The sequence below is a fragment of the Capnocytophaga sp. oral taxon 329 str. F0087 genome (genome assembly GCF_000213295.2).
Lineage (GTDB): Bacteria > Bacteroidota > Bacteroidia > Flavobacteriales > Flavobacteriaceae > Capnocytophaga > Capnocytophaga leadbetteri_A.
Map to the genome: position 1 here is coordinate 1 of NZ_KN389993.1, position 12,930 is coordinate 12,930.

The 12,930-nt window shown below is 38.4% G+C and carries 11 protein-coding genes; 6 read left to right on the forward strand and 5 right to left on the reverse strand.

The genetic code is table 11. The features are described 5' to 3' along the window. Together pepD and HMPREF9074_RS03760 are read left to right on the forward strand one after the other, a co-directional pair. Positions 1–1,047: beta-Ala-His dipeptidase (pepD, locus tag HMPREF9074_RS03755; protein WP_034539728.1), on the forward strand; the 1,047-nt coding region annotated here is incomplete at its 5' end. A gap of 150 nt (positions 1,048–1,197) precedes the next feature. Beyond that, positions 1,198–4,374 (forward strand): efflux RND transporter permease subunit, encoded by a 3,177-nt coding sequence (locus HMPREF9074_RS03760; RefSeq protein WP_009392952.1) that lies wholly within the window; start codon positions 1,198–1,200, stop codon positions 4,372–4,374. Between the two features lie 89 nt (positions 4,375–4,463). Here the strand turns inward: HMPREF9074_RS03760 and HMPREF9074_RS03765 are convergent, their stop codons facing one another. The 5 genes from HMPREF9074_RS03765 to HMPREF9074_RS03785 form a co-directional block, all read right to left on the reverse strand. Beyond that, positions 4,464–5,078 carry a DUF4230 domain-containing protein gene (locus tag HMPREF9074_RS03765; RefSeq protein ID WP_009392951.1) on the reverse strand — a complete coding sequence of 205 codons (615 nt, stop codon included), beginning with the start codon at positions 5,076–5,078 and terminating at the stop codon, positions 4,464–4,466. 264 nt (positions 5,079–5,342) lie between these two features. Next, complete coding sequence (locus HMPREF9074_RS03770; RefSeq protein ID WP_009392950.1) at positions 5,343–6,590, reverse strand: OmpA family protein; 1,248 nt, start codon at positions 6,588–6,590, stop codon at positions 5,343–5,345. Positions 6,591–6,964: 374 nt separating this feature from the next. Then, positions 6,965–7,342 carry a fluoride efflux transporter CrcB gene (gene crcB / locus HMPREF9074_RS03775; protein ID WP_009392949.1) on the reverse strand — a complete coding sequence of 126 codons (378 nt, stop codon included), beginning with the start codon at positions 7,340–7,342 and terminating at the stop codon, positions 6,965–6,967. A 21-nt stretch (positions 7,343–7,363) separates the two neighbouring features. Beyond that, a complete protein-coding gene (locus HMPREF9074_RS03780; RefSeq protein WP_009392948.1) occupies positions 7,364–9,766 on the reverse strand; it encodes a TonB-dependent receptor domain-containing protein in 2,403 nt (800 codons plus the stop codon). A gap of 91 nt (positions 9,767–9,857) precedes the next feature. Beyond that, positions 9,858–10,445: an NUDIX hydrolase gene (locus tag HMPREF9074_RS03785; RefSeq protein ID WP_009392947.1), complete on the reverse strand. Its 588-nt coding sequence runs from the start codon at positions 10,443–10,445 to the stop codon at positions 9,858–9,860. A gap of 6 nt (positions 10,446–10,451) precedes the next feature. Between HMPREF9074_RS03785 and pyrE the strand changes: the two genes are divergently transcribed. The 4 genes from pyrE to HMPREF9074_RS03805 all read left to right on the forward strand — a co-directional run. Further along, positions 10,452–11,093, forward strand: coding sequence for an orotate phosphoribosyltransferase (gene pyrE, locus HMPREF9074_RS03790; protein ID WP_009392946.1), 642 nt, complete (start codon positions 10,452–10,454; stop codon positions 11,091–11,093). Between the two features lie 289 nt (positions 11,094–11,382). Next, entirely contained in the window at positions 11,383–12,153 is a 771-nt protein-coding gene (locus HMPREF9074_RS03795) for a DUF695 domain-containing protein (protein ID WP_009392945.1), read from the forward strand. 42 nt (positions 12,154–12,195) lie between these two features. Continuing rightward, a complete protein-coding gene (locus HMPREF9074_RS03800; RefSeq protein WP_009392944.1) occupies positions 12,196–12,588 on the forward strand; it encodes a hypothetical protein in 393 nt (130 codons plus the stop codon). Beyond that, the coding region (locus HMPREF9074_RS03805) for a chorismate synthase (RefSeq protein WP_034539732.1) at positions 12,589–12,930 on the forward strand (342 nt) is incomplete at its 3' end.

The window sequence follows — 12,930 nt, forward strand, 5'->3', positions numbered from 1 at the left end:
GAAGCTCTTTTTACTATTGATGAGGAAACAGGTATGACAGGCGCTAAAGGTTTGAAAGGAGGCTTATTGTCAGGAGCTTACTTGCTGAACTTAGACACTGAAGAAGATGACGAGATAGATATAGGATGCGCTGGTGGGGTGGATGTATCAGCCTTCAGAGAGTATGATACTATACCTACTCCTACAGAAGCTGTAGCTTATACCTTATCAGTGAAAGGACTACACGGAGGGCATAGTGGTATGGACATTCACAAAGGCTATGCCAATGCTAATAAATTGATGAACAGACTGTTATTTACTTGTTCAGAGAAGTTTGACCTACATATAGCAGAGATAAATGGAGGTGGTCTTAGGAATGCTATTCCGCGTGAGAGTGTAGCGATTATCACTGTAGATAAAAACGAAAAAGAAGCCTTCGAGAAAGAAATAGCACAACTTACTCGCGATTTACAACACGAATATGCAGTTACTGAACCTACTCTTGATGTGTTGCTTTCACCTACAACTCTGCCTGAGAGAGTAATGGAAATAGAAGAACAAGGAGATGTGCTAAGGGCTATTTATGCAGCCTTCAATGGCGTATACAAGATGAGTCAAAGTATTGCAGATCTTGTGGAGACAAGCAATAACATAGCAAGAGTTGAGCTAAAGAATGGCGAGATAAATGTTTACTGTCTCACTCGCTCGGCTTCAGAGACTTCTAAGAATGACTTAGCAGATACCATTAGAGCCGCATTTGAGTTAGCAGGTTTTGAAGTAGAGTATACAGGTAGCTACCCTGGTTGGGAACCTAAAGTAGATGCTGAGATACTCAAAATAGTAAAAGAGCAATACGAAACCCTTTTTGGCGAAACTCCACAAGTAGTAGCTTGCCACGCAGGTTTAGAATGTGGTATACTTGGTACTAACTATCCTACTATGGAGATGGTAAGTTTTGGTCCTACTATTAAAGGAGCACACTCACCTGCTGAAAGAGTAAATATAGCATCAGTACAGAAATTCTGGAAATTCTTATTATCAATACTGAAGAATATCCCTGCTAAATAATTGGTTATAAGATTTTTATCTAAAAATAACTGCCTGAGAAGTAATATACTTATAGCTTCTCAGGTAGTTTTTTATTTTGATATTAGGAAACTTTTTTTGTTTATTAAGTTTTTTATACTACCTTTGCACTCGATTTACAAAGAATAACAAATGGACTTAATTAAACTTTCTATCAAGCGCCCTAGTGTGCTGATTGTAATGCTTTCCTTATTATTATTAGGAGGCTTTTATTCTTATAAACTATTGAACTACGAACTTATCCCTAAGTTTGAAGTGAATGTGGTAACTATCTCTACTATTTATCCTGGTGCTTCACCTTCTGAAATTGAGAGTACAGTTACTAAAAAGATTGAAGATGGGGTATCTGCTTTAGAGAATATCAAGAAGATACAGTCGTATTCGTATGAGAGTCTTTCAGTGGTGGTAGTACAGCTTACCAATGATGCCAATGTAGATAACACCCTCAATGAGGCACAGCGAAAGATTAACGCTATCCGAGCTAATTTGCCTACTGATGCTAAAGAACCTTCACTTAGCAAATTCTCTCTTTCTGATTTGCCTATCGTTTCTATTGGGGTAACTTCTAAACTCTCTTCTCAAGAGCTTTACGATTTAGTAGATAAGAAGATACAACCTGAGCTTTCGCGTGTACCAGGGGTTGCACAAGTGAATATCATCGGGGGGCGTAAGCGTGAAATACGTGTGAATGTAGACGCTAAAAAATTAGAAGGTTATGGACTTTCTATAGGGCAAGTACAACAGCTCATTGCGGCTTCTAATATGGAAATTCCTGCGGGTAAAATTAAAACGCGTGAAAATAGTACCTCTATACGTTTGTTAGGTAAAATTCAAGATGTAGAGCAGCTGCGTAATCTTACCTTAGCTTCACAAAATGGAGTAGAGATACGACTTTCAGATGTTGCTGATGTGCAAGATACTGAAGAAGAAGCTGAAAAAATAGCTCGTATAGACCAAGAAAATACGCTTTTGTTGCAAGTGCTTAAACAAACTGATGCCAATGCGGTATCGGTAAGCGAGTTAGTACGCAAGAAAATGGAACAAATAGAGCAGACTTATAAAAATGAAGGCGTAAAGATGTTATTGGCAGAAGATACCAGTGAGTTTACTCTACATGCTGCTAATTCAGTGATGTTCGACCTTGTCTTAGCTATAGTATTGGTGGCTGTTGTGATGTTCTTCTTCTTGCACAGTTTGCGCAACGCTCTTATTGTAATGGTGTCTATTCCTACCTCACTTATTGCTGCCTTTATAGGTATGTATTTCTTTGGCTTTACCCTCAACCTGATGAGCTTAGTAGCTCTTTCGTTGGTGGTAGGTATTTTGGTCGATGATGCTATTGTAGTGCTTGAGAACATACACCGCCATATGGAAATGGGCAAGAACAAAGTCCGCGCAGCCTTCGATGGCTCAAAAGAAATCGTACTAACGGTTATGGCGATTACTTTGGTGATTGTGGTGGTATTCGTGCCTATTTCTATCGGTAACTCTATAGTAGTGAATATTGTCCGCGAGTTCTGTATGACGGTGGCTATTGCTACAATGCTTTCGTTGCTAATGTCGTTTACAGTAGTACCTTGGTTGTACTCACGTGTTGGTAAGTTAGAGCACGCTAATCCTAATTCGGTATTAGGAAAGATAGCTATAGGTTTTGAGAGTTATCTCAAACGCTTTACGCAGTTTTTCTCTGACTTATTGGTATGGGTATTTGCTAACAAATGGAAAACAATCATTTTGGTATTCTTCCTCTTTATAGGCTCTTGCTCTCTTATTCCTACAGGCTTTATAGGGGCTGAATTTATGCCTAATATGGATAGAGGGAAGTTTTTAGTACAGTTTGAACTTAATAAAGATGCTTCCTTAGAGCAGACTAACTTTATAACACAAAAAGCTGAAAATTATCTGCGCAATCTAAAAGTAAAGGGTACCAATAAACCTTTGGTAGAAAGTATGATTACTACTGTAGGACAGTCTACCAGCGGTATGGGAAGCACACAAGCTACCGCTTATAAGTCAGAAATACAGCTTACCCTTATAGATAAGAAAGAACGTAGCGAATCTACTAACGTGATAGCCGCTAAGCTAAAACGAGAACTCAGTCAGTATTTAGTAGATGCTAAAGTGAAGACAGTGCCTGTCGGAATGATGGGAGCTGAACAAGCGCCTATTGCTTTGGTAGTTACTTCTGATAATGTAGAAGCTGCCCAACAGTATGCTGAAAAGGCTGCCGGATTGCTTAAAACTATTGACGGAGCTACAGAGATAAAACTTACTTCAGAAGCGGGTAACCCTGAAATAAACGTGGAGTTAGACCGCGACAAGATGACCTTATTAGGGCTAAATGTAGCTACAGTAGGTACTACTATGCGTACCGCGTTTAATGGTAATGATGATAGTAAGTTCCGTACTGGCGATTCTGAATATGATATCAACATACTATTCCAAGAGGGCAATCGTCAATCAATAGATGATATAGAAAATATGACCTTTATCAACGCTATGGGTCAACAGATAAAACTCTCCCAATTTGCTACTATTAATTATGCATCAGGCCCTACGCAGTTAGAGCGTTATGATAAGTCGCCTTCAGTAACAGTACAAGCACAAACCGTAGGTCGCCCTACAGGTACCGTAGTATCAGAATGGAAAACAAAACTAGAAACCCTACAGAAACCTGCTAATGTACACTTTGTATTTGCAGGTGACCAAGAGATGCAAGACGAAGGATTTGGTACCATATTCGTATCGCTATTTGCGGCTATCTTATTAGTATATATGGTGATGGTAGTGCTGTACGACAGTTTCTCACGTCCGTTTGTGGTATTATTCTCTATCCCATTGTCGTTTATTGGGGCACTGATAGCTTTAGCCTTAGCCAATATGTCACTCAATATCTTTACGCTTTTGGGTATGATTATGCTTATCGGGTTGGTAGCTAAAAACGCAATTATGTTGGTGGATTTTGCCAACCACCGCAAGCAGGAAGGAGAAGATACAGTAACCGCATTAATACAGGCAAACCATGCCCGTTTACGCCCTATCTTGATGACGACTATTGCGATGGTAGCAGGTATGATTCCGCTTGCTATTGCTAATGGAGCAGGTGCTGAGGTGAACAAAGGTTTGGCAATTGTAATCATCGGTGGACTTCTATCCTCTCTATTCCTTACACTTATTGTAGTACCTTTAGTGTATTTGATTTTCGACAATATAGGCAAACGCTTTGGTAAAGGTATTAAAACCGACTACGAAAAGTTAATGATTGCCGATTACGAACACAAAGATATCAAAGGCGAACACGAAATATAATAAGCCAATTAGCAGATAAGCAAATGAGCCAATTAGTGATTTTCACATTTACTAATTGGCTCATTTTTTATTACTAATCGACAAATCGGCTAATTGGCTAATTTCTTAATTGTCTCTTCATTGTCTATAGGAGTATTGTTATATTCTAAAGTCCAACCTACGGCACGAGTAGCAAAAATAAGAGTAGAAAGTTCAGAGATAAGTCGGTCTTGAGCATTGCTCTTTAGGCTAGAAGCAGCTATTTTCTTTTCGAGCACTTCATTTACTTTCTTCTCTATTTTGGGTACATCTTCCGCCTTAAAAGGGTTTATTTGGCTTTGCGTGATGTCGTAATACTTCATTTTAGGATAAATCTTCACCTCAGCTTCTGGCAATGATTTTATAATCACTTTTCGCTGCTCCTCATTTACTTCAAAAACTATCTTATGTAGGTCATAGCCTACCGTTACATCGGCATTTACGATGGTTAAGATGCGCTTGTCAAACGAAAACCAATCCATAAAGTATTTTTGAGTATCTACGTATGAAAGGACTTCAGTGAAGTGTCCTTCCGTTACTACCAACTTACTTACATTGGCTATTTGCGTTTGTATAAGTGCCGAATCAGCCTCCAAACGCGCTTCTTCTTCTTTTTTCTCCTTGAAAAAATAAACTACTAACAGCACCACCGCTGCCGTAGCCATTCCTAATAAAAATCTCTTCATTGTTTTATGTTTATTGATGTAGAGCAATGCTTTTTTTGCCTAATAAATCCTTAGGCAAAACTTATGCCAAAAATCATTGTAAGTCAGTTTGTTATAAGTAAAAAATAAAATTATCCAAAGAAATAAATCGGCATTTTTCAAAAAAATCCAAAGAAATAATCCGCTTATTTTTACAAAAATCCAAAGAAATAATGACTACGACTACCTATAAAAAAACTCCCCTTGCAAAAGAAGATTGCAAGGGGAGTTTTTGTTTTGAGAATGTTATTTTACAGAAATATTACCTCTTCTGTGCTCTTCTTTACTTTTACAGCTTAGATCATTGTATGTGCTTTCACCATAACTTTTTACTTCAACAGATGTAACTCCCATATTTTCTAATACAGCTTTTATAACATTAGCTCTATCATTTGAAAGAGTCATATTGTTTTCATCTGTTCCAATATCACAAGTGTAAGATTCTATTAGTACAGTTACTTCTTTATTAGTCTGGAGATAAGCACTTGCAAACTCTTGTATTAGCTTCCTGCCTTCCTCACTTACTACAGATGAACCTAACTCAAAAAGTACTCCTACAGAAGGAATAACGATTTGTTTTGCCTCATTGATTTTAGCATTTTCTAAATTTTTCTCCCATTCAGTTTTAAAATTAGCAGCATTAGTAAGTGTTTCACAACCGTTTAAAGAGCTTTTTACAGCTGTCACTTTCTCTGTATTCCAAATTTCTTTCGTAGGTTCAGCTACTTTAGTTTCTACAACTGTTTGGACAGTAGGTTCTTGTTGAGATTCAAAAGAGCAATTCCTAAACAATAGAAAAGCGAGAAGTAGGATGGTAAGGATTATAGACATTTTAAAAAAAGCAAAACAGATAGCTTTTAGATAGTAGTCTTTTAATGCTTTAGGGAGAATTTCTTTATCCTTGTGATGATGAGGAGAGGCAGGATGTGAAGTTACAACTGCTTTTTCAGCTATTTTTATAGCCTCAAGATTATTTCTTTCTATTGCTGTTTTTCTGAAATTTTCAGCACCTTTTTTAGTTTGAAAAGAAATAATATCAGGTTTTCTCCTTTTAATGAGTGCCATAAGTTCATCAAAAGCAACATCATTATCAAGTTTAGTATTATTTATACTACCTCCTTTTTTCTCAGCTGGACGTTTATAGTAGTTGGTAAAAACTATATTTTTAAGACCTTCTTTATAGCCCTTTTTACTATAAGCATTTCCTACAAATCTGTATATACTATGAGAAGGATTAGCTACAGAAGAATTTATGACATCATTGTTAATGATTTTACTTGTTGTAGTAAAATCTTTTTCATCTTTGGAAAGTCCTAAAGCTTCAGAAGATTTTTCATACCAATCCTTTTCACTATAGGATTTATCATCAGGAAGATAATGGCTTTCTCCTATAGAAAGTAGCCTTGGGCGTCTTAAAATAAATGGAATTATCCATTTACCATATTTTTCACCTACATATTCGGTTAATTCTGGGTGTAATTCTAATACTGACATACGGTTTATTTATTAAAAGTTAATTACTATGTTTAATAAAAAACGTGAGCCATTCCTTACCACCCATTATAGAAGCCCGACCAAAGGCAATATCAAAAGGTAAAAGGAATGCCCACGCTTAACCGCAGGCATTTCCACTACTCTTTTCCTTTTGATATTTTCAGAAAAATTGGTCGTATTTCTATAATAGGAAAATTGTAAGCGAAACGCTATATGTCGTTTTTTATGTTATATCTTTTTAAATGCTGTTTAAATATTGTTTGAATTTGGGACAAAGATAATACTTTTTGTCTAATAAACAAAAACTGAGATAACTTTTTTTGAAAAACTTTTACCCCCTATCTACCCCTCAAATTTGCTAATTTCCTAATTTGCTAATTTCCAAATTGTCTCATTCCCAAATAGCACGCCGCTACCCCCAATCCTACACTCCCTACTACGTAAAAAACTGCTTTTAGCAATTCGTTTTGTTGCAACAGCTGTACGGTTTCAAATGAAAAAGTAGAAAAGGTAGTAAAGCCCCCTAAAACGCCCGTCATCAGTAGCAAAGGCAATACAGGGTCTGTAGTAGCTTTGCTTTTGAAGTAACCATACAATACCCCTATCAAAAAGCAGCCTAGTATGTTTATTACCATAATACCTATGGGGAAAGCCCATAAGCGTCCTAACTTGCTAAGCCCTACCGAGAGTATATAGCGCAAGGCACCTCCTGCAAAGCTACCAACTCCTACTATTAGTATTTCTTTTGTCATTTTTTAGTTGTTTATTTATTATTACAATCTCTCTACCTCTTCTACTTCGCTTGTGTGTACCTCTTTCGCTTTTCCAAATTGGTAAGTAATGTTCAATTTCACCTGCCGACTTTCGCTATTACCGTATGCGTAGAGGTCTAAGTTAGGCAAATGACTCTCACTATCCCAGCGTTGGGTGTGAAAAATATCAGTAAAGCTAAAAGTAGCTGTAAGGCGGTCGTTTAAGAAAAGACGTTGCAAACCAATATCTATTCCGCCAGAAGACTTAGCTATCTCATTGATACCCGCCAATCTACGCGAATTGTAAACGGCGGTAAGCTCTCCTTTCAGTTGGTAAGGCAAGCGAAAGTAATTTTGCATTGTCAGGCTGTACTGCCACCTGTGTAGGTGCAAGGTGCGCCCCTCTATTACCGCCCCTTTGTTCTCTATATAGCTGAGGTTAGGTGTAAGAGTCGTCTGATAGCCATTGCCCCAATTTAGCTCTTGATAGAGCGAAAAGAGCAAATGGTGCTGCTTGCCTATATTCTTAGGGATAGAAATGATTTTATTAGCTTGAAAAGGCTCATTGATACTGCTAAAAAAGTCGGTAGAGTAACTATAAGCCATAGTAAAAGAGGTCTTTTTGTACGAAGCCGAAAAGGTTGCTTTTTGTATCTTTTCGGGCAATAAAAACGGATTACCTTTCCAATACGATAGTTCGTCTAAAAGGTATTCAAACGGATTGAGATTTTGATATTCAGGTCGGTTGATGCGAGTGCTATAACCCGCAAATAGCTGTAAGTTATCGCTGTATTGGTATTGCAAATTAAGAGTAGGAAAGAAATTAGTATAGTGCTTTTGGTGTTCTTGGGGTGTGGAAGCTCTCCCTTTTTCGGGCAATAACTGTCCTTTAGAAAAAGTAGTTTCATTGCGTATGCCCACCTCCGCACTCAAACGTTCAGTAATAGGGTAGTGATATTGGGCATATACAGCAAAAATACGCTCTTTGAAGTCAAAAGCATTCGAGCGGTTTACATCTATGAGGTTATAGGTAGGCAATTGCCTAAAAAACTGAAAACTATTGTCCGAAAATACCTGCGAATACTTAGCTCCTGCCGTAAGGCTTCCGCCCCATAAGGGTAATTCTGAACGGAAAGAAGTAGCCAAAATATGTATTTTTCTATCGTTTTCTGATAGGTAGGTTTCGTGAGAAAGTATCGCACCTGCTGGCGAACGATAGGTGTTGGGTTGCCTATTGCCAGAGCCTCCATCAAAAAAAGCGTAATCAATGTCTAACTGATAGCGTTCATTATCCGAAGGACTAAAAGTATAATAAACATTAGCGCTATAGTGATTAGCTTTCTGCATAAAGTAATCGTTATAGCCCGATAGCGTTTTTTCCAATACATTAGAAGCGTTGAAAAAGCGAGTAGTCGTGCTGGTCGTTCCTTTTCCAAATAGCGTGTTAGCAGCCAGTTGTGCACCTAAAGAGTGGTGTTGGTCAAGCCAATAATCATAGCCTATATGCCCTGCTATAGTCTTGCGCTTCTCAGTATCATCAGTCGGACTTTCGTAGCGCAGTCCGTTTTGCACGCGCTCGCTGCCGTAATCCATTGCGTAATGTCCTAATTGGTGATTGTACCCCAAATGCAAAATACCTTTCTTCACGCTGTGTTGTAATTGTAGTTCAGTGTTTTGTCGCAAATTCCACCAATACGATACCCCATTGTTCAGCGATAAGAATGTCCCTTCTATTGTCTTTTTATCGAGTACTATATTCACTGCTCCAGCCCCTCCTTGCGCTTCGTATTCAGCAGGTGGATTGAGTAGCAATTCTGTCTTTTTAATTTGTGTAATAGGAATAGATTTTAGATAATTTGCCAAATCATCAGGCTGCATATAAGTAGGTTTGCCATTGATTAGAACCAACACATTGCTTTTTCCGCCAATGCTCAGGTGATTTTGATTGTCCACTACCACATTAGGAGTGCTTTTCAGTGCATCAAGAGCCGTCCCTTGCTGATGAGTAAGACTATTTTTTGGTGAAAACACTATTTTTCCTTGCTCCATATACACAGCGGACTTCCTTTTTGTAGCCGTTACCACTACCTCTTCCAAAGTAAGAGAAGATGCGAGAGGTATAGAGAGCAACTCTATATTTTTATTCAGCAAAAAAGGCTCACCGGTATATGATAGGTAATCGCCTGTACTCTCGATATAAATACGCAGATTGCGTTTAGCAGACGAAAAGCTAAAAAGGCCATTGTTTCCCGTAACAGGTTCATTCACTATTACATTAGTATCCGCATCCAATACTCTGATAGCCACATTAGCAATACCTTCAAGCGAAGCATTATGCACAAAACCTTTTACGGTGTATTGTGTTTGTGCACAAAGGGTAGAGCCTCCTAAAAGAAGACAAATAAAAGAAATAATGTTTTTCATTTTTAAAAAGTTTTATATAGAATACAACAACTAGCGACTAACCACTAACATTCTAACGACTAGCCACTAAAATCGCCCGTGCGGCTCGCACCTAACGACTAAATACTAACTGTATATTCTTATAAGAGCTTTTTGCTAATTCTTTAGCGGTAGCCTCATCTTTCCAGCATACTTTTTCTATACCTTCTTCCGTTTGGGGTACTAATTTCTTCTTGTAGGTAGTTGTCATATCATACCAATAAGTTTCTTTTAAGAAGTACTGCTTATCGCGTTTAAATATGTGGTAGGTAATCGTCCTAAAACGCTGTATGAGCAGCTTTTTTACGCCCGTTTCTTCCTCTACTTCGCGCAGTGCACAAGTGGCAATATTTTCGCCCTTTTCCTTCTTTCCTTTAGGCAAATCCCACTTGCCGTTTCGTTTGATAAGCAGCACCTTACCCTCCTGATTATACACTATGCCACCCCCTGCTTTTATAGTGGGGATAAGCTGCTTAAATTTCTTCATAAGTTTCTCAGCCTTAGGGTGATAGAGGTATATTCTATCTACACCCTTATGGCTTAGCGCTTCGATGATTTCATCAAGGCTTACATCTTTTAACCGAAAATATTTTTCATTCTCAATATTTTCTTGTACATTTGTCAAAATAATCGACTTATCGTCTAAAAATATTTCATTCATAACATTATGATATTAGATAACACTACGGCACAAAGTACCGCCGAATTTTTACTGCAAATTAACGCAATAAAATTGAATTCTGAAAATTATTTTACTTGGGCGAGTGGCTGGAAATCGCCTATTTATTGCGACAACCGCATAATCCTCTCATTTCCAGAGGTTCGCAATTATGTAGCCAATACTATGGCTACCTATATAAAAAGCCATTATCCCACTGCCGAAGTAGTAGCAGGCGTAGCCACAGGGGCTATTGGTATGGGTATGTTGGTAGCCAATGCCTTGGGGTTACCTTTCGTATATGTGCGCCCTGAGCCTAAAAAACACGGTCGTCAGAACCAGATAGAAGGTTTACTCACAGCAGGACAGCGCGTAATTGTTATTGAAGACCTCATCAGCACTGGTATGAGCAGCCTCAATGCAGTAAAAGCCCTCCACGACTTCGGGGCTGAGGTATTAGGTATGGTAGCTATCTTCTCGTATAATTTCGAGGTAGCCAATGCTAATTTTGCAACCGAAAAGCTCACCCTCCACACTCTCAGCGATTACGACCACCTGCTGGTCAAAGCCTTAGAAATAGGCTATATTGGCGAACACGAACTCGACACCCTCAAAGAATGGCGCAAAAGCCCTGACACGTGGCGCAATTAACAAATCGACAAATTATTAGTCAAAACATTGCGAATCTTTCAATAAATCTATAATTGGCAAAATAGTAAATCGAAAAAATAATTACCCTTGATAATCAGTGTTTTAACAATTAACTTACCTTTTTTTGGATATAGGAAGGATATAGCAACACCGAAGGAAGAGCGAACACATACCGAACATATACCGAACATAAGACGATACAACACTGAATTTCAACCGTTTAACCACTTTGCCACACAATTGAAAGATTCGCAATAAAATACGAAAAACATTAACAAAAAAAATAACTATGCAAAAAATAGAAATCCCTGAAAACTGGGCTGTCTACATTGGTAGAGTAGAAGATAAGCCTGCTATGTTTCGCGTCAACTTAGGTCTTGGCGAAATTGACTTACCTCTCCCACAATTTACTTATTGTGTACAAGTAAGTGTCCCTCTTAAAAATCCTGATCAAAATGGTTTTTCATTCGACAAAGAGCGTAATGTTTTGTATAACATAGAAGATACCCTTTTGATACCTAAGTTGAAAGAAACGGACCTTTTAGCAGCTGTTTTTTCTTTTGAAGGAAGTATTACTTGGTATTTCTATTCTCAAGATGCTGCTACCTTAGTCCCTTTGTTAGAAGAGGCTTTTAATACAACCGACTATACAGCTGAAGTAGAAGTAGTTACTGACCCTGAATGGAAGACTTACAGCGAGTTTTTGTACCCAAACATCTACGAATATCAAAGCATCAAAAATAGTGAGGTACAGCGCCATTGTGAAGAGTCAGGCGACCATACCGACCAACAGCGCCCTATAGAGCATTGGTTGTATTTTGATACTGAAAAGGATATGAACAACGCCCTTAGCAAAGTAATAGCTTTGGGGTATAAGGTAGAAGATAGCGGTAGGGTAGAGCCCGAAGAAGGCGATACTTCTCAAGAGGCTTACTATCATCTCATCCTTTCTAAAGTAAATACAGTCGATGATATTAATAGCGACACTTGGGATTTGATAGATGTAGCCCTCGATACCAATGGCCAGTACGATGGCTGGGAAACCGTTTTAGTAAAATAATAAATCGCTCGTGCGGCTCGCACCAAATCGGCAAATTATCCAATGAATTTAGAAACCCCAAAAACAATTGTCCCCAAAAGTGCAAAAGACCTCTTTGCTCTTTTAGAAAAGGTAGAAACCTTTGAACGCCTGATGCCCGACAACATCAGCAAATTTCAAAAACTTAGTGACACTTCTTTTGTGTTTGCCCTTAAGGGAATGCCCGAAATTTCGTTAGAAAAGAAAAGCGCCACCCCCCATAGTCAGTTAGTATTAGGCGAAGCGAATGGCAAAATTCCTTTTCAGCTTACTACCAATATTGCTGAAGTATCAGATAAGGAAAGCGAAGTACAACTACTCTTCAAAGGGGATTTTAATCCTGTAATGGCTATGATGGTCAAAACGCCTATTAGCAAGTTTATAGAAGTATTAGTAACTAAAATGAAAGACTTATAAATGGCAGGCAATAGCTTTGGTACACTTTTTAGGCTTACCACCTTTGGCGAGTCGCACGGCGAAGCATTAGGAGGCATCATCGATGGCTGTCCCCCTAATATTCTTTTAGATTTTGAAGCCATACAGCACGAACTCGACCGCCGTCGTCCAGGGCAGTCGGCTATTGTTACCCAGCGCAAAGAGGGCGATAAAGTGCGTTTTCTTTCGGGTATTTTAGACGGTAAAACTACCGGTACGCCCATTGGTTTTATCATTGAAAACGAAAATCAGCATTCAGCCGATTATGCCCATATAGCCGAGGTATACCGCCCCAGCCACGCCGATTATGTATATCAACAGAAA

What these genes read in the sequence shown, in the direction of transcription:
- HMPREF9074_RS03780 (WP_009392948.1), bottom strand. Translation starts at nt 9,766, where the DNA reads ATGAAAAACATTATTTCTTTTATTTGTCTTCTTTTAGGAGGCTCTACC.
- HMPREF9074_RS03795 (WP_009392945.1), top strand. Translation starts at nt 11,383, where the DNA reads ATGCAAAAAATAGAAATCCCTGAAAACTGGGCTGTCTACATTGGTAGA.
- HMPREF9074_RS03765 (WP_009392951.1), bottom strand. Translation starts at nt 5,078, where the DNA reads ATGAAGAGATTTTTATTAGGAATGGCTACGGCAGCGGTGGTGCTGTTA.
- HMPREF9074_RS03785 (WP_009392947.1), bottom strand. Translation starts at nt 10,445, where the DNA reads ATGAATGAAATATTTTTAGACGATAAGTCGATTATTTTGACAAATGTA.
- pyrE (WP_009392946.1), top strand. Translation starts at nt 10,452, where the DNA reads ATGATATTAGATAACACTACGGCACAAAGTACCGCCGAATTTTTACTG.
- crcB (WP_009392949.1), bottom strand. Translation starts at nt 7,342, where the DNA reads ATGACAAAAGAAATACTAATAGTAGGAGTTGGTAGCTTTGCAGGAGGT.
- HMPREF9074_RS03760 (WP_009392952.1), top strand. Translation starts at nt 1,198, where the DNA reads ATGGACTTAATTAAACTTTCTATCAAGCGCCCTAGTGTGCTGATTGTA.
- HMPREF9074_RS03800 (WP_009392944.1), top strand. Translation starts at nt 12,196, where the DNA reads ATGAATTTAGAAACCCCAAAAACAATTGTCCCCAAAAGTGCAAAAGAC.
- HMPREF9074_RS03770 (WP_009392950.1), bottom strand. Translation starts at nt 6,590, where the DNA reads ATGTCAGTATTAGAATTACACCCAGAATTAACCGAATATGTAGGTGAA.